A 23,128-nucleotide genomic window follows, 5' to 3' on the forward strand; every position below is an offset into this window, starting at 1 on the left:
GCCTGCCGGCGGACCGTCATGTCGTCCGGAGTGTCCGCTCCACGGCGGAGCGGCTGATCGTCGCCCTTCCACGCCCGGACCCGCCGGGGGTTGCGTGAGGTCCGGTCCAGGACGGTCCTGACCGCGCCGGCCGGAGGGCAGGCCCAGCGCCTCCGGCTCCACGGCCTCCCCTGGTGCGCCACACACCCGTTCGAGAACTCGTCGGCCTGAGCACCCTGCGACCTGAACTAAGTTCATGCTATAAAGAACACAGCGCCTGAACGACGTTAAGGAGTCGCCGGACGCTGAAGCCCTTGCCCATCGGCGAGGGCGGGGAACGTCCTCCGGTCCATGCCCGGTCGGCATGGGCGGGGGTGTTCGCATCGGCATTACCGGCCGGACCGAGGCACTGGTTGGATCACCGAAGGACGTTCGACATGCCGACCGGACGGAGCGTCACGCGGACGGCTCGCCCCGGACGGCTCACCCCTTGCCGCGCCGAACTCGCGTGTCCCTCCCCGCAATGCGCGACCCGCACGCCGCCGGCACCACCGAGGAGACTGGATGCGCATCGGAATTGTCGTGGATGAGGCAGGACCGTCCTTGGGGGCGGTCCTCGACCAGACCCGGGCTGCTGCCGCAGCCGGTTTCGACGGGGTCTGGCTGAGCCAGCGTACGAGCCGGGACGCACTGACCACACTGGCGGTCGCGGGACGGGAAGTGCCGGGCATCGAGCTCGGCACGGCGGTGGTCCCCACGTACCCCAGACACCCGCTGGCACTCGCCGCACAGGCGCTGACCGTGCAGGAGGCCGTAGGCGGCCGCCTGGTGCTGGGCGTCGGCGTCAGCCACCGGGCCGTCGTCGAAGGCCGGTACGGCTATTCCTTCGACCGTCCCGCACGCCACCTCCGCGGATACCTGTCCGCGCTGATGCCCGCGCTGCGCGGCGAACGCGTCTCCTACCGGGACGAGACACTGACGGCGATCGGTGAGGTTCAGGTGCCGACGCGCGGCGCACCCACCGTACTCGTCGGTGCGCTCGGCCCGGCGATGCTCCGGGTGGCCGGCGAACTGGCTGACGGAACCATCACCACATGGGCCACCCCGACGGCCGTCGCCGATCACATCGTGCCCACGATCACCAAGGCGGCGGGGCGACGTACGCCTCGCGTGGTCGCCTCGGTGCCGGTCTGTCTCACCGCCCGCGAGGACCGACTGCGGGCTTGGGCCGCCGAGAACCTCGCCGCGGTCGCCGACCTCCCCAGTTACCGCGCCATCCTCGACCGCGGCGGCGCCGCGGGCCCCCAGGACGCGATCGTCCTCGGCGACGAGGTACGCGTCGAACAACAGATCCGGCGTCTGTTCGACGCGGGCGCCACTGACGTCGTGGCGGCGCTTCTGGGATCACGCGAGGAACAGACACGAACCGCCGAACTATTGACCGCTCTGACTGGCTCACTGACTGGCTGACTGACGGCCGTCCGGCGATGAGAAGCACGACGCCCTGTCAGAGGGGGCGGCCGGCAACGTCGGTAGGGGGGCGCGCAGCGCCCCCCCTCATCGAGAAACGAGGAGAAGATGCGGAAATCGCTGGTGCGGAAGAACCTGGCCATCGGGCTGGTCATCACGACCGTCATCACGACGCTGTCGGTGATCATGGCGGACGACGGCAGCAGGATGGAGGAACTCAAGATGTCACTGATGGTGGGCTTACTGGTGACGGGGACAGTGACAGGCGGTACCTGGTTGCTGCAGCGCAAACGTTCGGCGCCGTGACGGGCGTGGGAGCACCGGCCCCACGGTTGCCGATGCTCCCACGGGAGTCCATGTTGTCCATGCCCTCCTCCTGCGCGAGCAGGGCATGAGCCGTTCCTGTCCGCCTCTTCGCTCGTCGTCCTGGGCGCGGGGGCGGGGTCGGCGTTCATACGGGCGAAGGCACCCCCGGCCTACAGGGGTGCCTTGAGGGAGCCCTTCGAGGTCCCCGCCCATCACGGTGCCCGCAGCGCGGGCGCACCGGGCTCCGGCGTCACGCATCGTCCCTCCTCGACGCGGACGCCGTCGTCACCGCGACGTGCCGGACAGCGCCGAGGCCCGCGACCCGCCCGCCTCCGTCGCCGACCGGCGGCCGCGGATCCTGCGGGCCAGACCGAGAAGGACCGAGCGCAGCGCCTCGGCCCGACGGCTGGACGGGACGAACATCTGCTGCTTGAGGCGCGCGGTGCGCTGGTGCTTGGTGATGAACGGACGCAACCCGGTCTCCCAGGCCTCCAGGGCGGCGGCGAGGTCGTCGGGGTGCTCCCGCAGGGCCGCGCCCAGTGCGGCGCCGCCGCGCAGCGAGGACGTGGCGCCCATGCCCGAGTAGAGGTTCATGCACCAGGCCGCGTCCCCCACCAGCACGACCCGCCCCGCGCTCCACCGCGGCATCCGCACCTGGTGCACCGAGTCGAACAGGTGGTCGGGGGCCTCCTCCAGGGAGTCCAGGACGTGGCGCACCACGGGGTCGTCGTCCATCCCGGAGAAGACCGCACGCAGCCGCTCGACCCGCGATCCGCCGAACTGCTTCTGGACGTCCTTCGTCCGGTAGGTCAGCAGCGCGGTGGGCGCGTGGTCGGCGAGCCCGAACACCCACACCGCCCGCTTGGCGCGCGCGATGATGACGCTGTCGCTCGCCTCGTAGGTGGGCACCTGCTCCTTCAGCTGGAAGGCGCAGATCATCGCGTTCCACGTGGTCAGGTGGTCCTCGTGCGGACCGAACACCATCCGGCGCACGCTCGAGCGCATTCCGTCCGCGCCGACCACGAGATCGAAGTCCTCGCTGTACCGCTTCCCGGTGCCGGCGTCCTCGAGCAGGACCCGCACCCCGTCGGCGCCCTCGGCGATCTCGACCGGAGTGGTCCCGAACCGCACCTCGACGCCCGTGATGCTCTGCCACAGCGCGGCCTCGATGTCCCCGCGCAGCACCGCTGCCGGCTCCCCGGGCTGATCCAGGAATCCCAGAGCCGGCCTGCGCCTGCCCCGGCGATCCACCGACCACGCATTCGTGCCGGCCGCCTGTTCCGGGTTGCGGGTGTGCAGATGGTCGGCGATCCCCAGGTCGACCGCGGCCTGCCGGCCCTCCGGGAACAGCCCGACGAAGTAGCCCCCGGTGCGCCGTTCGGGCGCCCGTTCGACGATCACCGGCGTCCAGCCGGCCCGGCGCAGCCCGATCGCCGCGGACATCCCCGCGATCCCGAGCCCGACCACCAACGCCCTCTTCGCCATGGCGGTCACCGGGCCGTACCGGACGGGGCGGCGACCGCCGCCGCGGTGAACTCCGCTGCCATCCGGCGGTGGACGACCCTGCGGAGCAGCTCGAGAGCACCCGAAACCACTACTTGGACCGGACGGCTGGACGGTACGAACCGCTGTTGCTTGACCCGTGCGGAGCGCCGCTGCCTGGTGATGTAGGGACGCAGGCCGGCCTCCCACGCCTCCAGAGCGGCGGCGAGATCGTCGGGGTGCTCCCGCAGGGCCGTGCCCAGTGCGGCGCCGCCGCGCAGCGAGGAGGAGGAGCCCATGGCCGAGTAGGTGTTCATGCACCAGGCCGCGTCCCCCACCAGCACGACCCGCCTCGTGCTCCACTTGGGCATCAGCACCTGGTGGATCGAGTCGAACACGTGGTCAGGGGCCTGGTCCAGGGAGTCCAGGACGTGGCGCACGACGGGGTCGTCGTCCATCCCGGAGAAGGCCGCGCGCACCTGTTCGACCGACGGCCCGGCGAACCGGTCCGGGATGTCCTCGGTGCGGTAGGTCAGCCAGGCGCAGGGTGCGTGGTCGGCGAGTCCGAACACCCACATCGCACGCTTGGGGCGCGAGACGATGATGCTGTCGCTCGCCTCGTAGCCAGGCACCTGCTCCTTCAGCTGGAACGCGCAGATCATCGCCTTCCAGTTCGCCAGGTACTCCTCGTCCGGACCGAACACCATCCGGCGCACGCTCGAGCGCATCCCGTCCGCACCGACCACGAGATCGAAGTCCTCGCTGTACCGCTTCCCGGTGCCGGCGTCCTCGAGCAGGACCCGCACCCCGTCGGCGCCCTCGGCGATCTCGACCGGAGTGGTCGCGAACCGCACCTCGACCGCGTCCTCGGTCCCGTCACCGGTGATGCCCTGCCACAACGCGGCCTCGATGTCGCTGCGCAGCACCGCTGCCAGCCCGCTGGGCGCGTCCAGCAGTCCCAGAGCCGGCTTCCGCCTGCCCTTGCGATCCACCGACCACGAGTTCCCGCCCGGGCGCCACTCCGGATTGCGGGTGTGCAGGTGGTCGGCGATCCCGAGGTCGGCCGCGGCCTGCACACCCTCCGGGAACATGAAGATGAAGTAGCCCCCGGTACGGCGCTCGGGTGCCCGTTCGACGATCACCGGCGTCCAGCCGGCCTGGCGCAGCCCGATGGCCGCGGACATCCCCGCGATCCCGAGCCCGACCACTAATGCCCTCTTCTGCACGGTTCTCTCTTCTCCGAGCCTCAAGGCTCTCCTTAACTAAGTTCAGGACTGTGACCAGCTTGCCTGAACGCTGTTAAGGTGTCAACCGTGATCGAGGGCAGCACCCGGGAGCAGATCGTCGGGGCGGCGTCAGAACTCCTCGGTGCAGGGCATGGACGCGCGCACCGTCCACGCGCCCGCTTCCCGGCCGGACGCGCGACTCGTCCTCGACTCGGACATCGCCGTCCTCGGCGACGCCGGACAGCCCGGCGGGCCGCGTTCAGCACCCGCGGAGAGGGCCGTCCAAGGAGTTCGTCCGTCGTGTGCCGGAGGGCGTCACGGCCCGCCGGGGTGGGTCCGGATCGCTTCCAGCCCGCCGATGACCATGGCCACGGAGAACTCGGTCGCGGTGGCCAGGTCGTAGCGCGAGTGGTCCACCGACGCGGTGTAGGCGGGGAGGGTTTCGCGGATGTGATCGGACATGGCCGGCGCCGGCAGACCCTGGGCAAGACCGAACGCCTGGAACTCGACCATGGCGACGACCAGGCGGAGCTGGTCTCGCCGGAAGCCTCCGTCGATCAGCGCGGCGAACATCGGCTCGTACACCGCGAGGGAACGGTCGCAGGTCATCGCGGTGGCGGCGAGGAGCGGCAGGATGCGCCGGTGCGTGGCGTACAGGGTGGTGAGCCGGCGCAGGAGGTCGGCCACGGCTTCGCGCCAGTCGTGCGCGGGGCCGAGGGGTTCCATCCGTTCCAGCATCCGCAGCCGGGCGAGGTCGATGACCTCCGCCCGGCCCGAGACGTGGGAGTAGAGGGATGACGGGGCGACACCGAGGTGCCGGGCCAACTGAGTCATCTGGACGTCACCGGTGCGGTCGGCGAGTTCGATCGCACCGTCCGCGATCCGTTCGGCGGACAACAGCGGCGTCTTCGGCCTGGCCACGCCCGCCACCCCCGTCGAATGGTGTTCAGCGCAGCAGGTAGCCGCGCTCCTCCAGCGTACGACGCAGGTTCTCACGCCCGTCCATGTACTCCAGGCCCGTGCCCATCACGACGGAATGGCTCCACGTCTTGTCACGCAGTCCGTACTCGGTGCGGAAATCCTTGAACGCGATCTCGTAGTCCTCGATCCACTCCTTGGTCGGCCGTGTCCGGTAGCGCTCGCGGTGCAGCACGACGTCCTGCGCCGGGCGGGGATGCACCGCGCTCGGGCGGTGCGGGTCCGGGGTGCCGATGGCCATGCCGAATACGACGTAGGCGTACGCGGGAAGCCCGATCAGGTCGGCGAGCTCCTTGGCGTGGTTGCGCAGCGAGCCCAGGTACACGCCTCCCAGGCCGATCGCCTCTGCCGCGACGAGACCGTTCTGGGCGGCCAGGGCCGCGTCGACCGACGACATCAGGAAGGAGTCGACGTAGTCGGTGACGACGGGGTCACCGCCCTGCTCCACGCTGATCTCGTGGCTGCGCGACATGTCCGCCACCCACAGCAGCACGCTGGGGGCCTGGGCGACGAAATCGAACCCGGCGAACTTCGCGCCGTGTGTCAGCCTCGCGAGCTCGGCCTTCGTCCCGGGGTCCGATACGGCCACGAGACTCCACTGGTGAAGGTTCGACGACGTGGAGGCCGACTGGGCGGCCGCCACCACCGTCTCCAGAGCACCGTCGGGCAGCGGTTCGTCGGTGAACGCGCGCACTGAGCGGTGCGCGAGCAGCGTTTCGATCTGCTCGTTCCAGATGATGTTCTCCGGCGTCGCCTGCTGCCCGTAGCGGGCCTCCAGGAGTGCGCGCCGCCGCGAGGAGTCAGTCATGACTGTCCTTCCACTATCCGAATCAGATTCGGTTATGGCAACCACGAGTCCGCCGGGTCCATTCCCCGCCGTCCTGGTCTGTCGGAAAGAAGCCGGGCGGATGCCGTGCCGGCCGCGCGGACGGTTGTCCGCCCGTGCTCCACAACAGCTCCGCGCCCGGCGCTGCGCGTGGACGCGTGCAACAGGCCGAGCATCATGTGCGGCACGTGCGGCATGTGCGGCATGTGCGGCTCGTGCGCGTCTTCGCCGTGCCGCTCACATGGTGCGGTGGGTCACCGGCGCTCGTGGCCGGGGGCGTCCTCGCGGGGTCCGCTGCTCAGTTCGCGGGAGATCGCTCGTGCGCAGGTGCGGACGGCGGGTGTCATCGCCCTGTGGTCGACGGTCCCGCTCGGCAGGACCACCGACAGGGCGCCGCAGAGGGTGTCGTCGGGGCCCAGGAGCGGCGCGGCCACGGAGGTCCGCGGCCACGGAGTGCCGAGTGTCACGGTGGCGAACCCGCCTCGGCGTACGTCGGCCAGGGTCCGGCGCAGTTCCGTGAGGTCCGGCGCCTGCGCTCCGGCGGGCCGGGCGGAGATGCCCTGCAGGATCCGCTCCTGCTCGGCGGGGGGTGCGCCGGCGAGCAGGACCAGTCCGGCCCCGGTGGAGTGCAGCGGCATGCGGCCGCCGACGCGGTAGAGCACCGGATCGGCGTCGTGGGCGGACAGCCGTTCGACCAGCAGTGCCTCGTCGCCGTCGCGGACGGCCAGCAGGACGTGCTGGCGGGTGATGTGGAAGAGGTCCTCCATGAACGGCATGGCGACGGCCCGCAGGCCATGACCGCGAAGTGCCAGCGAGGCGATCTCCAGGAGCCGCAGGCCGATGGCGTACCGGCCGTCGTCGCGTCGTTCCAGTGCTCCCGTTCCGACCAGTTTCCTCGCCAGGCGCAGGGTGGTACTGCGCGGCATACCCGTGCGCCGCGTCAGTTCGGCCAGGGACAGGACCCGATGCGTCGGGTCGAAGGCGCCCAGGATCGTGAAAGCGCGGTCGACGACCGCGTCACCCTGCGCGGGCCTGCGCCCGCGCCGCGGCGCCGGTTCACCGGGTGGGACCGCCTGAGCCATTCCCCAGCTTCCTGTTCCATTCATTGGCATCTGTGCTGCCACTCTACGGCACACACTCCTACGGTGGCCGGTACCCGCGGGGCGACGTCCCGCCGGTACCGCGTCCCCCACCCAGGAGCGATCCATGAAAATCCTCTCCAGTGACATCACGCTGCTCCACGGCAGGACGACCGGCATCGCCGCTCTGCCGGACGAGGCCACCGACCAGCCCCTGCTCGTGTTCGTGCACGGCGGTGGCGCCACCTCGCGGTCGTTCGACATCCCGGGCCACTCGCAGATCCTGCGGGCCGCGCGGAACGGATTCCCCGCCTACGCCCTCGACCGCCCCGGCTACGGCGGCAGCGAGCCTCTGGGCCTGCCGGCCGACTCCGACACGGGGGTGCTGCGGGCCGCCGCGGAACGGCTCGACCAGGCCGTCACCGAGCTGTGGCAGCGCCATGCCACGACCGCGCCCGGGGTCGTCGTGATCGGTTGCTCCATCGGCGGCGCGGTCGCCACCCACCTGGCCGCCCTGTGGAGCGACCAGGAACGGCCGGGCTGGCCGCTGCTCGGTCTGGCCCTCGTGGACATCGGCCAACTGCCGCCGGAGAACGTGGTCGACGCCTGGCGGTCCACTCCGGCCGAGGAACGCATCGACATGTCGGAACTCCGGGGCAGGATCACCGCGCCTCCCCTGTGGACACTGGCCCCCCATCAGTTCGGCCTGCACAGCCTGCCGGGCATCCTGGAACCCGTCGTACGGGCCGAGGGGCTGGAGATCGTCGGCGGCTGGCCGCGGGAGTGGCGGCACGTCGCCTCGCGGATCACCGTGCCCGTCCACTACCGGCTGGGGGAGTTCGACACACTGTGGACCGCCCGTCCTGACCTCGTCGCCGAGTTCGCCGACGCACTGCGCACCCGGTCGCCCTTTGTCGACGCAGCCCTGTTCCCCGGTTCCGCACACGGCGTCGCCGACAGCGTCGTCGGCCGCGAGTACTGCCTCCAGGTCCTCGGCTTCGCCGAGCGCTGCGCCGCCGTGGTGAGCACCCCACAGCTCCTGGACCCGGCCGTCACCAACAACCCGGCCATTCACGGAACTTGATCGACCTCTGGTCCAGCAGGCGGTCGCCGGCCGCGAAGTGATCGAAGCCCACGCCGTCAGCGTGGCGTGGGGCGCGGAACACACCGGCTCCGTCGTCGAGCGGCCGGCGCGGCTGAAGAGGCGCTGGACATGCGAAAGGCCGGTCCGCGCTGGCGGACCGGCCTCTCCCCGGTGGGCGATACTGGGTTCGAACCAGTGACCTCTTCGGTGTGAACGAAGCGCTCTCCCACTGAGCTAATCGCCCGGGAACGCACTGAACAATACAGGGCGCCGCGCGTTTCCATCAAACCGCTCGGCGCTCGCCGGGCCGGTCGCCACCGAGGTGCGCCAGGAGGCCACGCCGTCCGGCCCGCATCATCAGCCGGTGGTTGGCGAGGAACAGCGGGCGTCCGGGCACGGCGAACCGCCGGAGCAACGCCTTGCGCACCTCGACGACCTGGTCGTAGCGGACCAGGCTGCCGGGGCCGACGGCGGTCACCGTCCACCCGGCCCAGCCCTCGATGTCGCCGGTGAGGGAGCTTCGCAGCACACCGGCCGCCCGGTCGCGCCGCAGGGCGTGCGCGGTGAAGGTGAGGTCGTAGGGCAGCAGGGAGCGGACGCGCAGGACGCCGGTGGTGTCGTCGCGGCGGGCGACCTCGCGGACCTGGGGCCACCAGCGGGGGTAGTCCTCGACCCGTTCCAAAGCCTCGTACACGGTGTCCGGAGGCACGGGCAGGGTCCACAGGCTGCGGAAGCGGTACCGGGTCCAGTCCATGGGGGGAGTGTGCCCGCGAAGGGGTACCGGCACGTCACCTGCCGTGGCCGTACGCGCGCCTCGCACGGAAGCGGAGATTCTCTTTTCCGGGAACGGGCGGCTCCGCCGACAGAGCGGAAGGCTCCGCTTGTCGTACTTCCGAAGAAATGTGACGGCCTTTCGGAAAAGGGCCGGACGGATTTCCACCGGGCACCCGCGTCCGGCACTTCCCGCGGCACTTCCCCGGAAAAGGCGCGCAGCGCTGGAAGTCGGTCGTGTCTCGGGTCGCGGATAGTCCTTCTCGCGAGGAACTCGACGACGTGACGGCGCCGGCCGCCCTTTCCGGCCGTTCTTCCCCGCTCCCCGTGGGTGACGGACCGTCACCCACGGACCCCGGGCACACGAGAGCGGCCCCGGCACGGTGTCCGTGCCGGGGCCGCCTGTGGGCTGTGGGCGATACTGGGTTCGAACCAGTGACCTCTTCGGTGTGAACGAAGCGCTCTCCCGCTGAGCTAATCGCCCGGGCGCACGGAGAACATTACCCCATGTCAGGGGGTGCCCCCGACGCCCGCCCGGCGGGCGCCCGCCGGGGACGCACCGAGGGCGCCGGAGACCTACTGCTCGATGTTCCAGGGCATCTCGAAGCCGAACTTCCACACGTACACGGCCACGAACGCGGCGATCAGCACCAGGCCGACCGAGGTCAGGATGATGTTCCGGCGGCGCACCCGGGGGTCGAGCGCGGCCTGTGTCGCCTCGGTCACCTTCCGCTTGGTCCAGCGCAGCACGAGCTGGGCCCAGACGAACTCGGTCGCCCAGATCGCCATGCCCGCGAAGATCACCAGCCAGCCCGGGCCGGGCAGCGGCAGCATCACCACGCCGGCCGCGACCACGGCCAGGCCCACCACGAAAACGCCCACCTGCCAGCTCAGGTGCAGTACGCGGCGCCGCTTGATGAACTCCGGCGCCCGGGATCCCAGACCCTGTCCGCCGTCGGCTTCGTCGGTGGCCACGGCACTCTCGCCCGACTCGTCACTCCCCGTATTCATACGCCCAAACCTTACCGGAGGGAATCCGGTCACCGGAATGGCCGTACCGGGCCAAGACCCCCTCCGCCGGAAGAGTTACGTAAAGGCAGGCAAAACACGCAGAGGGGTTTACAACGGCACCGTAGGTGGCATGTCGATTTCGCCGACGTGCGAATCCCCGAGCGCACACTGAGCGAAAGGCCCTGGCGCTTATGAACACCACGGTCAGCTGCGAGCTGCACCTGCGCCTCGTTGTGTCGAGCGAGTCCTCACTGCCTGTTCCCGCGGGACTGCGGTATGACACGGCCGATCCCTACGCCGTGCACGCCACCTTCCACACCGGAGCCGAGGAGACCGTCGAGTGGGTGTTCGCCCGCGACCTCCTCGCCGAAGGCCTGCACCGGCCCACCGGCACCGGCGACGTCCGCGTCTGGCCGTCCCGGAGTCACGGTCAGGGGGTCGTCTGCATCGCGCTGAGCTCCCCGGAGGGCGAGGCCCTGCTCGAGGCCCCGGCGCGGGCCCTGGAGTCCTTCCTGAAGCGGACGGACGCCGCCGTGCCCCCGGGCACGGAACACCGGCACTTCGACCTCGATCAGGAGCTGTCCCACATCCTGGCGGAGAGCTAGACGACCGAAGCCCCCCACTGATCCGCCCGATGCCGTCCACTCGGGGAGACGGCTCGGGCCTCGACGAGCCCTGTCCGGCACACCGGCGCCGTCACCGCCCAGCTCAGCTCGGCGGTGACGGCGCCGAGGTGTGTGTACGCGGCGCACCGAGGTGTGTCCACGGAGCGTGAGGACGCCGGGGCCTCCCCGGCGCGGGCAGGCCGGCCGCGGGCCTCCCGCGGCGACGGCCGGGCCCCGCCCGGGGCGTGAGCCGCTAGGCTCGGCCAGCATCAAGGCGGGCGCCCGCCCGTCTTCCAGGGCCAGGGAGCGATACGTGCTGATCACCCACGACACCCGGCGGTCACTGGACGCCGCGGTGGAACTGGTGAACACCGTGCCGGAGGACGAGGGCGCGGCCGACGGGATGGCGGATCTCGCCTCCCTCGACGCGTTCGTACGGCGCCACCGGATGAGCGACGTCCAGTCGCTCTCGGAGTTCGACCTGTCCGCCGTGCGGAAGGTGCGCGGCAGGTTCGCGCAGATCTTCGCCGCGCCCGACGCCCGCGCCGCGGCCGGGCTGATCAACGAACTGGTCGCCGCCGCCGGGACGACGCCCCGGCTGACCGACCACGACGGCCACGACTGGCATGTGCACTACTTCGCGCCCGGGGCCTCCGTCGCGGACCACCTGGCGGCCGACTGCGGAATGGCGCTGGCCTTCTTCGTGGTCGCCGGGGAGCAGGAGCGGCTGCGCCGGTGCGAGGCGCCCGACTGCCGGCGCGCCTTCGTCGACCTGTCCCGCAATCGTTCGCGCCGCTACTGCGACAGCCGCACCTGCGGCAACCGTCTGCATGTGGCCGCGTACCGGGCGCGCCGCAAGGAGGCGGCCGGCTGACGCGTCCGCGCGGACGGCCGGGGAGCGGGCGGGTCGGGGCGACGGAGCCCTCGGCGGGTGGCGCCAGGGGCTCCGCGTACGGCTCAGAGCAGCAGCAGATCGTGCAGTGATGCCATGAGCAGCAGGCAGCCGATCACCGCAAGGAAGATCATCAGCGGTGGCTGGGAGAGTGCGAAGAGACAGCCTCGCCGCTCCTCGGGTGGAGTGACGGGGTCGCTCTGGGGTGTGTCCAGCATCTCGCGGCGATGATGACGCAGCACCACCCCTCTACGCGATCAACACGCCCGTAATGACCGTGAGTTCGCCATTATCCGTGCGCGGCGGAACGAACGTGATCGTTTGGGTGCGCAGCGGTGATCCCCGGTGTCGTTTCAGCAGGTCGCCACGGGGGCGGTCATATCCCGTGCTTCTTGAGGATGGCCTCGATGTCGCTGAAGTCGTCCCCCGCGCCCTTGGAGCGCGGCGGAGCGGACTGCGGCCGGGCGGCCGACGTGGGGCCGCGGCCCAGGGAGGGCTCGGAGACCGCGGGAGCCACGGCGTCCCGCCCGGCCGCCGCCCGGGCCGCCCTGCGTTCCTTGCGTGTTCCGCCGCCGCGCCGCTCCACCGCCCGGGTCGTCGCGAACAGCACCCAGGCCAGTCCGAGCACGCCGAAGCCCGCCCAGGCCGTGGGGCTGAAGGCCGTGTCGGCCAGCCAGCCGACCACGCCGGTCATCACCAGCCCGATCGGGACGAGCGAGTAGGCGGCGATGCGGAACGCGGAAAGGAAGCGCTTGCGGTAGGCGGTGACCGCGGCGACGCCCAGGCCGGCCGCGGAGACGGCGGAACAGACGGTCTCGGCAAGCATCCGGTCCTCCAGGCGAAGCTCGACAGGGCTGGCAGTGGGGCGCGAGGCGACGTCGTCGGGAACGCGGCTCGGCGGTCGGGGTCGGCGGGTCGGTCGGTTCGTCCCTTCCATCCTGCACCGTCCGCGGCCCGAAGTGCCACGGTCCGGCCCGAACCTCAGGGACAACCTCAGGGTCGTCTCCGGGTCGGTTCCTCCCTCGGCCGGGGCGGGGCCTTCGTTTTGGGCCGGTCCACCGGCCCTGGGAGACTGAGCGCATGAACGACTCCTCCCCCGACTCCCCCGACTCCCCCGCCGCACCCGTCGTGCTGGACATCTGGTGCGAACTCCAGTGCCCCGACTGCCGTCGGGCCCTCGAGGACCTGCGTGCGCTGCGTGCCCGCTACGGCGACCGGTTGGAACCGCGGCTGCGGCACTTCCCGCTGGAGAAGCACAAGCACGCCTTCGCCGCCGCGCAGGCCGCCGAGGAGGCCGTGGCACAGGGCCAGGGCTGGCCGTACGTCGAGGCCGTCCTCGCACGGGTCGAGGAGCTGGAGCGGGCGGGCGAGCCGCTGCTCGTCGAGGTGGCACGGGAACTGGGTCTGGACGCCGAGGAGTTCGACACCGCGCTGATCGACGGCCGCCACATCCTGATCGTCGACGCCGACCAGGCCGAGGGCAAGGCGATCGGCGTGACCGGCACGCCGACCTATGTCATCGGGGACGAGCGCCTCGACGGCGGTCGGAGCCAGGAGGGGCTGCGCGCCCGCATCGAGGAGATCGCCGACCGGCTGCTGGCCGCGTCCGGAAGCTGAGCGGCGGCCGACGGGGCCGAGCGGAACCCGCGCCCGCCGCTCGCCCCGCGCCGGGCAACGACTCCCCGCCGGAACGACTCCCCCGGAGCCGCGCGCCACCCCGCCCCGCCCCGCCTCGCCTCGCCTCGCCTACCTCAGGCTCTTCTGCACCCGGTACGTGACCGTCCGATAGCCGAGCGACTCGTACAGGCGCTCGGCGGGGGTGTTGCCCGCGAAGACGTTCAGCCCGATCTCGGAGCTGCCCAGGCCGAGGGCGTACCCCTCCGCCGCCAGCATCAGGGAGCGACCGTGCCCTCGGCCCCGGTGGGCGGCGTCGACCTCGACGTCCCAGACGTAGGCCATGCCCTCCCGCGGGCTCAGCCACAGGTGACCCACCGGGTCCCCCTCGTGCTCCAGGACGCTCAGCGCCACCCCCGGGGTCGCGGGCCCTTGCGGGAGCATCCGCGCCTGGTCCCGTTCGGCCAGCTCCCTTGCCTGCTGCGCGGGCAGGCCCCGGGACGCGCCGGCGTCCACGTAGCGCTGGACCGCCTGTCCGCGCCAGACCTCGTACTCCGCCGAGGTCATCGTCCGCGCCCGGCTGCCGGCGGGCAGCGCGGGCGGGGTGCCGTCGAGGGGTTTCGACATGATCCGGCTGCGCGTCACGTAGCCGAGCACGGTGGCCAGCCGCAGGGCGGGCCCGGCCTCACCCGGGACATCCGCCTCGATCCGCTCGCAGCCCCAGCCGCGGGCGACCTCCTCGGCGGCGAGCACGGCGACCGTGGCGCGGCCGCGCCGCCGGTCCGGCTCCTCGATGCGCAGCCCCTCCACGAGACCGGCGGCCACGCCGTAGCGCGGGTCGGTCGAGAGGGTTATCTCGCCGATCGGACGGCTGTTGTCGCACACCTGGTAGTGGCGTCGCAGGGCGCCGTCCGGGGACTGCTGGAGCGGCTCGGTCGGCCGCAGGGTGGTGGTCATCAGGTCTTTTCTACCGGGTGACCGGCCCGGCGTCAGCGGGGTTTTCCCCCGCTGACGCCGCCCGCCGCCCGCCGGGCCGCCTCCCCTCGGGCCGCCGGGCGCGCGGCCCTGCCGCCGGCTCACGGGTCGAGGTCGTCCGCCGCCCGCTCCGCGAAGATCCGCATCGCCTTGGCCGTCACCGGGCCCGGGGCACCGGGGAGTTCCCGGTCGTCGATCCGGTGCACGGCCTGGACGTCGCGCAGGGTCGAGGTGAGGAAGACCTCCTCCGCGCGCTCCAGCACGTCCAGCGGCAGTTCCGTCTCCTTCGCGCCCGTCCACTCCACGGTCAGCGCGCGCGTGATGCCCGCGAGGCAGCCGGAGGCGAGGGGCGGGGTGTGGATCTCGCCGTCCAGGACGACGAAGACATTGGACCCCGTGCCCTCGCAGAGCTGTCCGACCGTGTTGGCGAAGAGCGCCTCGGAGGCGCCGTGCTCCCGGGCGCGGGCCAGGGCGACGACGTTCTCGGCGTACGACGTGGTCTTCAGCCCGGCGAGCGCGCCCCGTTCGTTGCGGGTCCAGGGGACGGTGATCACGGCGGTGGAGTCGGGCCGCGGGGCGGTCTCGCCCAGGGCGACGACCAGCGTGGTGCCCCGGCCGCCGCGGTCGGAGCCGAGCGGGCCGTGGCCGCCCGTGTAGGTGAGCCGCAGCCGGCCCAGGGGCATGGGGTTGGCCTCGAGGACGGCGGCGCAGGCGCGGCGGATCTCCTCGTGGTCGGGGTCGGGCAGGCCGAGCCCGCGGGCCGAGCGGGTCAGCCGGTCCAGGTGCCGGGTCAGCGCGAACGGCCTGCCGTCGGCCGCCTTCATCGTCTCGAAGATGCCGTCGCCGACGGTCAGTCCGTGGTCGAGGACGGAGACGCGGGCGGAGTCGATGTCCTGCAGCCCGCCGTCCAGCCAGATCTTCACGCGGTTCCTCCACACTCGTCGTCGTACGTGCCCGACGCTATCGCCAGCAGCCGGGAGGCCTTGAGCTCGGTCTCCCGCCACTCCCGTTCCGGGTCCGAGCCCCAGGTGATCCCGGCGCCGGTGCCGAAGCGGAGCAGACCGGCCCCGCGGTCGGCCCAGAAGGTGCGGATGCCGACGGCCAGTTCGCCCGTGCCCCGGTCGGCGTCGACCCAGCCGATGCCGCCGCAGTAGGGGCCGCGGGGCGCCGTCTCCAGGGCCTCGATGATCCGCAGGGCGGCGGCCTTGGGCGCGCCGGTGACCGAGCCGGGCGGGAACGTGGCGGCCAGCAGGCCGGGCCAGCCGGTGTCCGCGCGCAGTTCGCCGCGGACCGTGGAGACCAGGTGCACGAGGCCCGGGTGCTTCTCGACGGCGCAGAGGTCGGGGACGCTCACGCTGCCGGGGACGCACACGCGTCCGAGATCGTTGCGGACGAGGTCCACGATCATCACGTTCTCGGCGTGGTCCTTGTCCAGGAGGTCGGCCTCGGTCCGCCCGGTGCCCTTGATGGGGCCGGACTCGACGGCCGTCCCTGTGCGGCGCAGGAAGAGCTCGGGCGAGGCGGTGGCGATCTCGACGCCGTGCCCGGGCAGCCGGATCGTTCCCGCGTACGGCGCCGGGTTGCCCGCGGCCAGCAGGGCGGTCAGCGCGTCGAGGTCGGCGTCCGGCGCCAGCGGGGCGGAGAGCACGCGGCAGAGGTTGGCCTGGTAGACCTCGCCGGCCGCGATGTGCGCACGGATCCGCCGTACGCCCGCGGTGTAGGCGGCCCGGTCCAGGGAGGACGTCCAGGTGCCGGGGGCGGGGCCCCGCCAGGCGCCCGGCACGGGTGCGGGCACCGGAGCGGGGCGTACGTCGCGGAAGCGGGCGCAGACCGTGCGGCCCTCGAAGTCGGCGCACACGGCCCAGAAACCGGTGGAGTCCAGCGCGGCCGGATCGCCGGTGACGTCGAGGAGCCCGGTGGCGAGGAGACCGCCGAAGCGGGCGAGAGGGGGCAGGTCCAGCACGTGGACGAGTCTAGGCGGGCGCGCCGTGCGCGGTCCGGCCGTGCCCCCTGAGCAGGTGCGGGGCAGCACGCTGCGCAAACGCGTTTTTGTGCTGGCCCCGGAATCCGCTAGAGTTCAACACGTCGCCGGGCCGCGCGAGCGGGCCGGAAGGACAGGCGGACGTAGCTCAGTTGGTAGAGCGCAACCTTGCCAAGGTTGAGGTCGCGAGTTCGAGCCTCGTCGTCCGCTCGAAGGCAGCGGGGAACCCCTCGGGGTTCGCCCGCTCCTGGTGGAGTGGCCGAGAGGCGAGGCAACGGCCTGCAAAGCCGTCTACACGGGTTCAAATCCCGTCTCCACCTCCAAGGACGATTAGCTCAGCGGGAGAGCGCTTCCCTGACACGGAAGAGGTCACTGGTTCAATCCCAGTATCGTCCACTGGATCCGCCGGAACCTTCGGCGGGATCCGGACCCGCGCGATTAGCTCAGCGGGAGAGCGCTTCCCTGACACGGAAGAGGTCACTGGTTCAATCCCAGTATCGCGCACGCGGCATCCGCAGTACCCGTGACCACGGCTCGCAGCAGTCCGTACGGTCGCGGTCCCGAGGACGATTAGCTCAGCGGGAGAGCGCTTCCCTGACACGGAAGAGGTCACTGGTTCAATCCCAGTATCGTCCACACCTCGAAGCCCCCGGTCCTGGACCGGGGGCTTCTTCGTGTCCGCTTCTCCGCGTCCGCTCAGCTGGAGAACAGCATGTGGCCGAAGCTCTTGTGGCGGCGGTGGTGGCCACCGTAGTGGCCGCCCTGCGGGGCGCCCCAGGCGGGCGCGGCGGGATAGGCCTGCGGTCCGGCGGGGGGCGGCGGCGCGGGCTGCGTCCACTGGGACTCCACGCGGGTCAGCGCCTCCAGCTCGCCGTAGTCCAGGAAGATCCCCCGGCAGCCGCTGCACTGCTCGATCTGGACGCCGTTGCGGTTGTAGGTGTGCATCGGCGCATGGCACTTCGGACACTGCATGCTCGGCTCAACTCCTCGCCGGTCGGTGGTACTTCGCCAGGTAGAGACACTGCCCGGCGGGTCTTCGGTTGCAGCCTATGTCCCCGGGGCCGGTCCGTGACCGGCCGGTGCGCGCCCTTCCGCCCCCGGCGGCCTGGCTAAGCCATACGGTCACAGGCGTCCACGACCGCCTGTTCGACCTCGTCCAGGTCGCGGCCCGCGGCGAGCGCCTTGACGAGGGTGAGCGCGGCGGTCTGCACGGTCAGGGCGCGGGCGGCGGTCTCCAGGGCGGGCCAGGGGTCGCCCGCCGGGGGTACGGCGGGGCCGCCGGCCGTCCGGTAGGCGGTGAGGAACCGGGACCACTCCTCCGGGGGCAGCAGGCCGCAGGCGTACCAGGCGGCGGGGCGGGCGAGGTCCCAGGCGGGGACCCCGGTGCCGAGGTCGTCGACGTCGATCAGGCGCCAGGGTCCGGGAGCGGGCGGGGTGTCCGCGGCGGCGGGGGCGCGGACGAGCTGGCCGAGGTGCAGGTCGCCGTGGCACACGGTGGTGGACGGCGGCATCGGGGCCTCGGCGCGCGCCCAGGGCGGAAGCGTGGACCAGGCGCGTTCGACGGGGGCGCGGGCCGGGTGCGGACCGGCGGCCCGCAGCCGGGCGAGGGCCCGGGCGGCCTTGGCGGGGCCGCGCATGGGCGGCAGCGGGGCCGGGGCGGGGCTCGTGTGCAGCCGGGCGAGGAGGGTGGCGGCGGCCTCCCAGGGGGCGTCGTCCGGGGTGTCGGGGTCCACGGGGGTGCCGTACGGCCAGAAGGTGACGAGACGGTCGTGGACGGGGAGGGGGTCGGGGCGCAGGGGTGCGAGGAGGACGCCGGGCAGGGCGCGGGCGGTCGCGAGGCGCAGGGTGAGGGCGGCGGGGTCGGTGCCGGGGGCGTGGGCCTTGGCGACGGTCCCGGCGTGGCGGACGACGGTGGCGTCCGGGCGGTCGGCGAGGGTGTGCGGGGCGCAGCCGCAGGGGTGGTGCGGGCGTGGGTGCGCGGCCGCGCGGGCGGCGGTGTGGAGGGCGGGGAGTACGGTCACGGGTTCCTCGGGCGGGACGGGGCGAGGGTGCGGCTGCGAGGGTACGGGGTCCCGCGACGGCACCGGCCACGGCGGGGAGAAACGCAAAAAACAACGCCCGCGCAGCTCCCCAGCTGCGCGGGCGTCTTTTGCCGTCCGCCGCACCCCCGTCCCCACGGGGTTTCTCTGGCCGGATGTCCCCGCCCGGACCGCTCTTCCGGGCCTGGGGCGCCGCTCAGCGCCCCAGCATCACGCCCACGGACGACGCCTGTGTGGCCACTGTCTCCCAGCCGTCGAAGACGAGCAGGAGCAGGACCGCCAGGGGAAGGGCCATCGCCGTCGCCACCAGTGGGTGACGGCGGCCCGTACGGCGGGTGCGGAACGTGGTGCCGTACACCCTGCGTCCTCGCGTGCGGAGCACTGTCCGCGGTGCCGTGTGGGCCATGGTCCTCTCCTGACCGAATGTGGTGACAGCGGCGGGTGTCTGACCTCGGGGGACGAGTGCTGCACCCGCCGCTTGACGACAAATCTAGGCGGGCGGCGCCTCCTGGACGTCATGCCCTCGTACCGATTGCCGGGCCTCCCGGAGGATGAGCGGCACCCCGGGGACTACTCCCCTGGGTGGAGACGGGGACATGGGTCTTAAGGGTGTTCCCCGAGGGGGCGTCCGATCTGTCCGGTGCCGGGCCCGGGAGCGGGTCGGTATGTCCCTCCCGGGGCGGACGGCGGGGCGCCGCCGGGTGACTTCGCTCACTCCCGGACGGGCCCGGTGGGCTCGCCGTCCGCGACCGTCCGGTCACGGGCGGCTCCGGGGCGGGTCCTCGTCCCCTCCCCCGCCGCGGGATCCGGCGCCTTCGGGGCGCTCGCGGGGCGGACCGGCGCGTGCCCAATGCGCCGTGCCGTGCCGGTGGTTGGGATCTTGCACGGCGGGCGGCCCGCCCCCGGGCGGGCGCGCTGACCCTCCTTCAAGTGTCGTACCCGGTACTGACAATCGACAGGAACGAGAGGGCGCGGCCTCTGCGCGCACCCGGCCCCCGGTACGTAAGCTGTGCTCGTCAGACGGAGCGGGCAGCGGGGATGGACATGGCGATGATGCGCCTGAGGCGTGAGGACCCGCGTGTCGTCGGCTCGTTCAGGCTTCACCGGCGGCTCGGCGCGGGCGGCATGGGTGTGGTCTACCTGGGTTCCGACCGGCGCGGCCAGCGGGTCGCGCTGAAGGTGATCCGGCCGGACCTCGCCGAGGACCAGGAGTTCCGCTCGCGTTTCGCGCGCGAGGTCTCGGCGGCACGGCGGATCCGGGGCGGCTGTACGGCACGGCTGGTGGCGGCGGACCTGGAGGCGGACCGGCCGTGGTTCGCCACGCAGTACGTGCCCGGGCCTTCCCTGCACGACAAGGTGGCCGACGAGGGCGCGCTGCCGGCCGCCGACGTGGCCGCCGTGGGCGCCGCCCTCTCCGAGGGACTGGTGGCGGTGCACGAGGCCGGCGTCGTCCACCGCGATCTGAAGCCCTCGAACATCCTGCTGTCCCCCAAGGGGCCCCGGATCATCGACTTCGGCATCGCCTGGGCCACCGGCGCCTCCACGCTCACGCACGTCGGCACGGCGGTCGGTTCGCCCGGCTTCCTCGCGCCCGAGCAGGTGCGCGGCGCCGCCGTCACGCCGGCCACGGACGTGTTCTCGCTCGGGGCCACGCTCGCCTACGCGGCGACGGGCGACTCGCCCTTCGGGCACGGCAGCTCCGAGGTGATGCTGTACCGCGTGGTGCACGAGGAGGCGCACTTGCGCGGGGTGCCGGACGCGCTGGCGCCACTGGTGCGGGCCTGTCTGGCCAAGGATCCCGAGGAGCGGCCGAGCACGCTGCAGCTGTCGCTGCGTCTGAAGGAGATCGCCGCCCGTGAGGCGCAGGGGCTGACGGACGCCCGGCCGCCGGCCCAGCGCGGCTCCCCCGATCTGCCCGACCGTCCCTCGGGGCGGCTCGCGGAGATGTACGCGGAGCAGCGCACCCAGCGGCGTCCGCAGGACCCCTCCGCCACTCCCCCGCCCCGCTCCGGCGGCCCCTCCCGTACCGGTGGCTCCGCCCGTACGGGTGGCGACACGCGGCCGACCGGCGGCGCGCGGACCGGCGGTGAGGCCCGGCCCACGGGCGGTTCCCGGCCCACCGGGGGCTCCCGCCCGACCGGTGGCGCGCGCTCCGGCGCGCGGCAGCAGCCGCCCGCGCAGCGGAAGGGCGCCCGTCCCGCCCCGGGCTCGGGGCGCCGGCCCGGGCCCCGCGACGGCCGGCGCACGACCGGCACCGGGCGGCGGCCCGCCAACCCCCGGCTGCTGCGTCAGCGGCTGTTCGTGTTCGTGGTGGTCACACTGCTGGTCGCGCTCGGCATCGCCGCGGCGCAGGGCTGCCAGGGACCGGCCAACGGCCTGCGCGAGGGCGGCCGCACGGACGTTCGTCACGCGCGGGTCCACGGGCAGCCGGACCGGCAGCCGTACGCGCCCGCGCACGAGACCGGTGCCGGACGGTCCGCCGTGGCCGGGCGGGCCTGACCCGGCGGTCAGTCCCGCGGGCGGCCCGCCGTGACGGCGTAGAAGGCGACCGCGGCGGCGGCGCCCACGTTGAGGGAGTCCACTCCGTGCGACATGGGGATGCGGACGGGTTCGTCGGCGGCGGCCAGCGCCCGTCGTGACAGGCCGTCGCCCTCCGCGCCGAGCATCAGCGCGACCCGGTCGCGGCGGTGCGGGGCGGCCTCGTCGAGGCTGCGGGCCCCGGCGTCCGGGGTGAGCGCGAGCAGGTCGAACCCGGCCTCGGTGACCGCCGCCAGGCTGCCCGGCCACCGCTCGAGGCGGGCGTAGGGCACCGAGAAGACCGCGCCCATGGAGACCTTGACGCTGCGGCGGTAGAGGGGGTCGGCGCAGTCCGGGGAGAGCAGGACGGCGTCCATGCCGAGGGCGGCGGCCGAGCGGAAGATGGCGCCGATGTTGGTGTGGTCGTTGACCGCCTCCATCACCACGACCCGGCGCGCCCCTCGCAGCAGGTCGGCGGCGGCGGGCAGGGGCTTGCGCCGCATGGAGGCGAGGGCGCCGCGGTGCACGTGGTAGCCGGTGACGCGTTCGGCGAGCTCGGGGCCGACCACGTACACGGGCACCGTGAGCGCGTCGATGACGTCGCGCATCGGCTCGACCCACTTCGCGGACAGCAGCATCGAGCGCATCGCGTAACCGGCCTCGCCCGCCCGCCGGATGACCTTCTCGCCCTCGGCGATGAACAGGCCCTCGGCGGGTTCGCGCCGACGGCGCAGCTCCACGTCGGTGAGGTCCGTGTAGTCGTGCAGACGCGGGTCCTCCGGGTCCTCGACGGTGACGATCTCTGCCACGGCGCTACTCGCCCTTCTCCGGGCCCACGTGCACGACGGGGCCGATCACGATGACCGCGGGCGGCTTCACGTCCGCGGTCCGTACCGTCTCCTCGACCGTGGCCAGCGTGGCGTCCACCCGGCGCTGGGCGGCCGTGGTGCCCTCCTGGATCAGGGCCACCGGGGTGCCGGGGTCCTTGCCGTGGGCGACCAGGGTGTCGGCGATCCGGCCGATCTTGTCGACGCCCATGAGGATCACGAGGGTGCCGGTGAGCCGGGCGAGGGCCGGCCAGTCGACCAGGGAGCGCGCGTCCCCGGGGGCGACATGGCCGCTGACCACGGTGAACTCGTGGGCCACACCGCGGTGGGTGACGGGGACGCCGGCCGCGCCCGGCACCGAGATGGAGCTGGAGATGCCGGGGACGACGGTGCAGGCGATGCCCGCCTCGGCGAGCGCCCGCACCTCCTCCATGCCCCGCCCGAAGACGTAGGGGTCGCCGCCCTTGAGCCGCACCACCGACTTGCCCTGCCTGGCGTGCTCGATCAACGCGTTGTTGATGGCCTCCTGGGCCATGTAGCGGCCGTAGGGGATCTTGGCCGCGTCGATCACCTCGACGTGCGGCGGGAGTTCGGCGAGCAGGTCGCGGGGGCCGAGGCGGTCGGCGATGACGACGTCGGCCTCGGCGAGCAGCCGGCGGCCGCGCACGGTGATCAGGTCGGGGTCGCCGGGGCCGCCGCCGACCAGGGCGACGCCGGGGGTGCGGGTGCGGTGGTGCGGGGCGACGAGGGTGCCGTCGCGCAGCCCTTCGACGACCGCGTCGCGGACGGCGGCGGTGTGCCGGGGGTCGCGGCCGCGGGCGCTGGTGGTCAGCACGGCCACGGTGACGCCCTCGCTGTGCCCGGTGGCCGGGGTCCAGGCGGTGGCGGCGTCGGCGTCGTCGGACCGCACGCACCATACGCGCCGGCGTTCGGCCTCGGCGGAGGCGGCGGTGTTGGCCTCGTGGTCGCTCGTGGCGATCAGCGCGTACCAGGCCTCGTCGAGGTCGCCGTCCCGGTACGGGCGGCGGCTCCAGGTGATCTCGCCGGTGTCGGCCATCGCCTCGACGGAGGGGGTGGCGGCCGGGGAGATCAGGTGGACGTCGGCGCCGGCCGCGATCAGCGCGGGCAGGCGGCGCTGGGCGACCTGGCCGCCGCCGAGGACGACGACGCGGCGGCCGGCGAGGCGCAGGCCCACGGGGTAGGCGGGGTGTTCGGCCATGACGGTGCGGCTCCTCGTACGGCGGGGAGGGGGAGGCGGGGCGCACGGGTACGCGCGCCGGGCGGCCGCTGCGGCGTCGGAGCGGGCTGACTTGCGATGTTATGCGGCGGGCCGCGGGGGTGCGGGCCGGGGCGTGGTGGGCTTCGTCTCCCGCCGGACCGGGCGGGCCCGTTTCGCCCCGGCCCGGGGAGTTCGTCCCCGGGCCCGCGGCCCGCACGGTGGCCGGGATCCCGGTGGGGTTCCCGGC

General features: G+C 73.0%; 24 protein-coding genes and 7 tRNA genes. 12 read left to right on the forward strand and 19 right to left on the reverse strand.

Going from position 1 to position 23,128, the window contains the following annotated elements; genetic code table 11:
• Window positions 1-543: 543 nt before the first annotated feature.
• Entirely contained in the window at window positions 544-1,449 is a 906-nt protein-coding gene (locus tag OHB09_RS05770; protein WP_328921682.1) for a TIGR03564 family F420-dependent LLM class oxidoreductase, read from the forward strand.
• A 108-nt stretch (window positions 1,450-1,557) separates the two neighbouring features.
• The gene (locus tag OHB09_RS05775) at window positions 1,558-1,755 is read left to right on the forward strand and encodes a hypothetical protein (protein ID WP_006141636.1); all 198 of its coding nucleotides are present in this window, start codon (window positions 1,558-1,560) and stop codon (window positions 1,753-1,755) included.
• A 285-nt stretch (window positions 1,756-2,040) separates the two neighbouring features.
• On the opposite strand, the gene OHB09_RS05780 is transcribed toward OHB09_RS05775, so the two are convergent.
• The 5 genes from OHB09_RS05780 to OHB09_RS05800 form a co-directional block, all read right to left on the reverse strand.
• Window positions 2,041-3,240 carry an FAD-dependent monooxygenase gene (locus OHB09_RS05780; RefSeq protein WP_328921683.1) on the reverse strand — a complete coding sequence of 400 codons (1,200 nt, stop codon included), beginning with the start codon at window positions 3,238-3,240 and terminating at the stop codon, window positions 2,041-2,043.
• 5 nt (window positions 3,241-3,245) lie between these two features.
• Window positions 3,246-4,463 carry an FAD-dependent monooxygenase gene (locus OHB09_RS05785; RefSeq protein WP_234527369.1) on the reverse strand — a complete coding sequence of 406 codons (1,218 nt, stop codon included), beginning with the start codon at window positions 4,461-4,463 and terminating at the stop codon, window positions 3,246-3,248.
• A 315-nt stretch (window positions 4,464-4,778) separates the two neighbouring features.
• On the reverse strand, window positions 4,779-5,384 hold the full coding sequence (locus OHB09_RS05790; protein WP_006141639.1) for a TetR/AcrR family transcriptional regulator: 606 nt from the start codon (window positions 5,382-5,384) through the stop codon (window positions 4,779-4,781).
• Between the two features lie 25 nt (window positions 5,385-5,409).
• The gene (locus OHB09_RS05795) at window positions 5,410-6,249 is read right to left on the reverse strand and encodes an NADPH-dependent oxidoreductase (RefSeq protein ID WP_191852413.1); all 840 of its coding nucleotides are present in this window, start codon (window positions 6,247-6,249) and stop codon (window positions 5,410-5,412) included.
• A 272-nt stretch (window positions 6,250-6,521) separates the two neighbouring features.
• On the reverse strand, window positions 6,522-7,349 hold the full coding sequence (locus OHB09_RS05800; protein WP_328921684.1) for an IclR family transcriptional regulator: 828 nt from the start codon (window positions 7,347-7,349) through the stop codon (window positions 6,522-6,524).
• Window positions 7,350-7,473: 124 nt separating this feature from the next.
• On the opposite strand from OHB09_RS05800, the gene OHB09_RS05805 reads away from it, so the two are divergent.
• Window positions 7,474-8,430 carry an alpha/beta fold hydrolase gene (locus OHB09_RS05805; protein ID WP_328921685.1) on the forward strand — a complete coding sequence of 319 codons (957 nt, stop codon included), beginning with the start codon at window positions 7,474-7,476 and terminating at the stop codon, window positions 8,428-8,430.
• Window positions 8,431-8,602: 172 nt separating this feature from the next.
• Here the strand turns inward: OHB09_RS05805 and OHB09_RS05810 are convergent.
• From OHB09_RS05810 to OHB09_RS05825, 4 genes are all read right to left on the reverse strand, one after another.
• A tRNA-Val gene (locus tag OHB09_RS05810) sits at window positions 8,603-8,674 on the reverse strand.
• Window positions 8,675-8,713: 39 nt separating this feature from the next.
• Window positions 8,714-9,184, reverse strand: a complete 471-nt coding sequence (locus tag OHB09_RS05815) for an SRPBCC family protein (RefSeq protein ID WP_006141643.1) — start codon at window positions 9,182-9,184, stop codon at window positions 8,714-8,716.
• 429 nt (window positions 9,185-9,613) lie between these two features.
• Window positions 9,614-9,685: transfer RNA gene (locus OHB09_RS05820), tRNA-Val, on the reverse strand.
• Window positions 9,686-9,777: 92 nt separating this feature from the next.
• Entirely contained in the window at window positions 9,778-10,212 is a 435-nt protein-coding gene (locus tag OHB09_RS05825; protein WP_167793200.1) for a TIGR02611 family protein, read from the reverse strand.
• 191 nt (window positions 10,213-10,403) lie between these two features.
• Here OHB09_RS05825 and OHB09_RS05830 point away from each other — a divergent pair, with 191 nt between their 5' ends.
• Window positions 10,404-10,817, forward strand: a complete 414-nt coding sequence (locus tag OHB09_RS05830; protein ID WP_004002642.1) for an SsgA family sporulation/cell division regulator — start codon at window positions 10,404-10,406, stop codon at window positions 10,815-10,817.
• 313 nt (window positions 10,818-11,130) lie between these two features.
• Window positions 11,131-11,691 carry a CGNR zinc finger domain-containing protein gene (locus OHB09_RS05835; RefSeq protein WP_093592595.1) on the forward strand — a complete coding sequence of 187 codons (561 nt, stop codon included), beginning with the start codon at window positions 11,131-11,133 and terminating at the stop codon, window positions 11,689-11,691.
• An 83-nt stretch (window positions 11,692-11,774) separates the two neighbouring features.
• Here the strand turns inward: OHB09_RS05835 and OHB09_RS05840 are convergent, their stop codons facing one another.
• Together OHB09_RS05840 and OHB09_RS05845 are read right to left on the reverse strand one after the other, a co-directional pair.
• Window positions 11,775-11,927 (reverse strand): hypothetical protein, encoded by a 153-nt coding sequence (locus tag OHB09_RS05840; RefSeq protein ID WP_167795594.1) that lies wholly within the window; start codon window positions 11,925-11,927, stop codon window positions 11,775-11,777.
• Between the two features lie 158 nt (window positions 11,928-12,085).
• Complete coding sequence (locus tag OHB09_RS05845) at window positions 12,086-12,535, reverse strand: hypothetical protein (RefSeq protein WP_328921686.1); 450 nt, start codon at window positions 12,533-12,535, stop codon at window positions 12,086-12,088.
• 254 nt (window positions 12,536-12,789) lie between these two features.
• Here OHB09_RS05845 and OHB09_RS05850 point away from each other — a divergent pair, with 254 nt between their 5' ends.
• Complete coding sequence (locus OHB09_RS05850) at window positions 12,790-13,326, forward strand: DsbA family protein (RefSeq protein ID WP_234527371.1); 537 nt, start codon at window positions 12,790-12,792, stop codon at window positions 13,324-13,326.
• A 129-nt stretch (window positions 13,327-13,455) separates the two neighbouring features.
• Here OHB09_RS05850 and OHB09_RS05855 read toward each other — a convergent pair whose 3' ends face one another.
• The 3 genes from OHB09_RS05855 to OHB09_RS05865 all read right to left on the reverse strand — a co-directional run bounded on the left by OHB09_RS05855 (window position 13,456) and on the right by OHB09_RS05865 (window position 16,261).
• On the reverse strand, window positions 13,456-14,280 hold the full coding sequence (locus OHB09_RS05855; RefSeq protein ID WP_006141648.1) for a GNAT family N-acetyltransferase: 825 nt from the start codon (window positions 14,278-14,280) through the stop codon (window positions 13,456-13,458).
• 119 nt (window positions 14,281-14,399) lie between these two features.
• Window positions 14,400-15,221 (reverse strand): aminotransferase class IV, encoded by an 822-nt coding sequence (locus tag OHB09_RS05860; RefSeq protein WP_328921687.1) that lies wholly within the window; start codon window positions 15,219-15,221, stop codon window positions 14,400-14,402.
• Window positions 15,218-16,261 carry a chorismate-binding protein gene (locus OHB09_RS05865; RefSeq protein WP_191892202.1) on the reverse strand — a complete coding sequence of 348 codons (1,044 nt, stop codon included), beginning with the start codon at window positions 16,259-16,261 and terminating at the stop codon, window positions 15,218-15,220. Before OHB09_RS05865 ends, OHB09_RS05860 begins: the two co-directional genes overlap by 4 nt.
• 155 nt (window positions 16,262-16,416) lie before the next feature.
• On the opposite strand from OHB09_RS05865, the gene OHB09_RS05870 reads away from it, so the two are divergent.
• From OHB09_RS05870 to OHB09_RS05890, 5 genes are all read left to right on the forward strand, one after another.
• Window positions 16,417-16,489 (forward strand) — tRNA-Gly (locus OHB09_RS05870).
• Between the two features lie 39 nt (window positions 16,490-16,528).
• Window positions 16,529-16,602, forward strand: a tRNA-Cys gene (locus tag OHB09_RS05875).
• A gap of 1 nt (window position 16,603) precedes the next feature.
• Window positions 16,604-16,675: transfer RNA gene (locus tag OHB09_RS05880), tRNA-Val, on the forward strand.
• A gap of 36 nt (window positions 16,676-16,711) precedes the next feature.
• A tRNA-Val gene (locus OHB09_RS05885) sits at window positions 16,712-16,783 on the forward strand.
• 60 nt (window positions 16,784-16,843) lie between these two features.
• Window positions 16,844-16,915, forward strand: a tRNA-Val gene (locus OHB09_RS05890).
• A gap of 60 nt (window positions 16,916-16,975) precedes the next feature.
• On the opposite strand, the gene OHB09_RS05895 is transcribed toward OHB09_RS05890, so the two are convergent.
• The 3 genes from OHB09_RS05895 to OHB09_RS05905 all read right to left on the reverse strand — a co-directional run bounded on the left by OHB09_RS05895 (window position 16,976) and on the right by OHB09_RS05905 (window position 18,724).
• Window positions 16,976-17,251 carry a TFIIB-type zinc ribbon-containing protein gene (locus tag OHB09_RS05895; RefSeq protein ID WP_006141651.1) on the reverse strand — a complete coding sequence of 92 codons (276 nt, stop codon included), beginning with the start codon at window positions 17,249-17,251 and terminating at the stop codon, window positions 16,976-16,978.
• Window positions 17,252-17,388: 137 nt separating this feature from the next.
• On the reverse strand, window positions 17,389-18,300 hold the full coding sequence (locus tag OHB09_RS05900) for a phosphotransferase (protein WP_328921688.1): 912 nt from the start codon (window positions 18,298-18,300) through the stop codon (window positions 17,389-17,391).
• Window positions 18,301-18,514: 214 nt separating this feature from the next.
• Window positions 18,515-18,724, reverse strand: coding sequence for a hypothetical protein (locus OHB09_RS05905; RefSeq protein WP_040896010.1), 210 nt, complete (start codon window positions 18,722-18,724; stop codon window positions 18,515-18,517).
• Between the two features lie 632 nt (window positions 18,725-19,356).
• On the opposite strand from OHB09_RS05905, the gene OHB09_RS05910 reads away from it, so the two are divergent.
• Window positions 19,357-20,817: a serine/threonine-protein kinase gene (locus tag OHB09_RS05910; RefSeq protein ID WP_328729756.1), complete on the forward strand. Its 1,461-nt coding sequence runs from the start codon at window positions 19,357-19,359 to the stop codon at window positions 20,815-20,817.
• A gap of 8 nt (window positions 20,818-20,825) precedes the next feature.
• On the opposite strand, the gene OHB09_RS05915 is transcribed toward OHB09_RS05910, so the two are convergent.
• Together OHB09_RS05915 and cobA are read right to left on the reverse strand one after the other, a co-directional pair.
• Window positions 20,826-21,644, reverse strand: coding sequence for a TrmH family RNA methyltransferase (locus OHB09_RS05915; protein WP_191852402.1), 819 nt, complete (start codon window positions 21,642-21,644; stop codon window positions 20,826-20,828).
• 4 nt (window positions 21,645-21,648) lie between these two features.
• Window positions 21,649-22,881 carry a uroporphyrinogen-III C-methyltransferase gene (cobA, locus tag OHB09_RS05920; RefSeq protein WP_093592581.1) on the reverse strand — a complete coding sequence of 411 codons (1,233 nt, stop codon included), beginning with the start codon at window positions 22,879-22,881 and terminating at the stop codon, window positions 21,649-21,651.
• Between the last annotated feature and the right edge of the window lie 247 nt (window positions 22,882-23,128).

Origin of the sequence: Streptomyces griseoaurantiacus (assembly GCF_036189845.1) — a bacterium.
Taxonomy (GTDB): Bacteria; Actinomycetota; Actinomycetes; order Streptomycetales; family Streptomycetaceae; genus Streptomyces; species Streptomyces griseoaurantiacus.

Excerpts from the sequence above, each read along its gene's own strand:
- OHB09_RS05815 (WP_006141643.1), bottom strand. The coding sequence starts at position 9,184 with ATGGACTGGACCCGGTACCGCTTCCGCAGCCTGTGGACCCTGCCCGTG.
- OHB09_RS05825 (WP_167793200.1), bottom strand. The coding sequence starts at position 10,212 with ATGAATACGGGGAGTGACGAGTCGGGCGAGAGTGCCGTGGCCACCGAC.
- cobA (WP_093592581.1), bottom strand. The coding sequence starts at position 22,881 with ATGGCCGAACACCCCGCCTACCCCGTGGGCCTGCGCCTCGCCGGCCGC.
- OHB09_RS05905 (WP_040896010.1), bottom strand. The coding sequence starts at position 18,724 with ATGGCCCACACGGCACCGCGGACAGTGCTCCGCACGCGAGGACGCAGG.
- OHB09_RS05795 (WP_191852413.1), bottom strand. The coding sequence starts at position 6,249 with ATGACTGACTCCTCGCGGCGGCGCGCACTCCTGGAGGCCCGCTACGGG.
- OHB09_RS05800 (WP_328921684.1), bottom strand. The coding sequence starts at position 7,349 with ATGGCTCAGGCGGTCCCACCCGGTGAACCGGCGCCGCGGCGCGGGCGC.
- OHB09_RS05775 (WP_006141636.1), top strand. The coding sequence starts at position 1,558 with ATGCGGAAATCGCTGGTGCGGAAGAACCTGGCCATCGGGCTGGTCATC.
- OHB09_RS05770 (WP_328921682.1), top strand. The coding sequence starts at position 544 with ATGCGCATCGGAATTGTCGTGGATGAGGCAGGACCGTCCTTGGGGGCG.
- OHB09_RS05830 (WP_004002642.1), top strand. The coding sequence starts at position 10,404 with ATGAACACCACGGTCAGCTGCGAGCTGCACCTGCGCCTCGTTGTGTCG.
- OHB09_RS05910 (WP_328729756.1), top strand. The coding sequence starts at position 19,357 with ATGGACATGGCGATGATGCGCCTGAGGCGTGAGGACCCGCGTGTCGTC.
- OHB09_RS05805 (WP_328921685.1), top strand. The coding sequence starts at position 7,474 with ATGAAAATCCTCTCCAGTGACATCACGCTGCTCCACGGCAGGACGACC.
- OHB09_RS05840 (WP_167795594.1), bottom strand. The coding sequence starts at position 11,927 with ATGCTGGACACACCCCAGAGCGACCCCGTCACTCCACCCGAGGAGCGG.
- OHB09_RS05845 (WP_328921686.1), bottom strand. The coding sequence starts at position 12,535 with ATGCTTGCCGAGACCGTCTGTTCCGCCGTCTCCGCGGCCGGCCTGGGC.
- OHB09_RS05895 (WP_006141651.1), bottom strand. The coding sequence starts at position 17,251 with ATGCAGTGTCCGAAGTGCCATGCGCCGATGCACACCTACAACCGCAAC.
- OHB09_RS05855 (WP_006141648.1), bottom strand. The coding sequence starts at position 14,280 with ATGACCACCACCCTGCGGCCGACCGAGCCGCTCCAGCAGTCCCCGGAC.
- OHB09_RS05850 (WP_234527371.1), top strand. The coding sequence starts at position 12,790 with ATGAACGACTCCTCCCCCGACTCCCCCGACTCCCCCGCCGCACCCGTC.
- OHB09_RS05780 (WP_328921683.1), bottom strand. The coding sequence starts at position 3,240 with ATGGCGAAGAGGGCGTTGGTGGTCGGGCTCGGGATCGCGGGGATGTCC.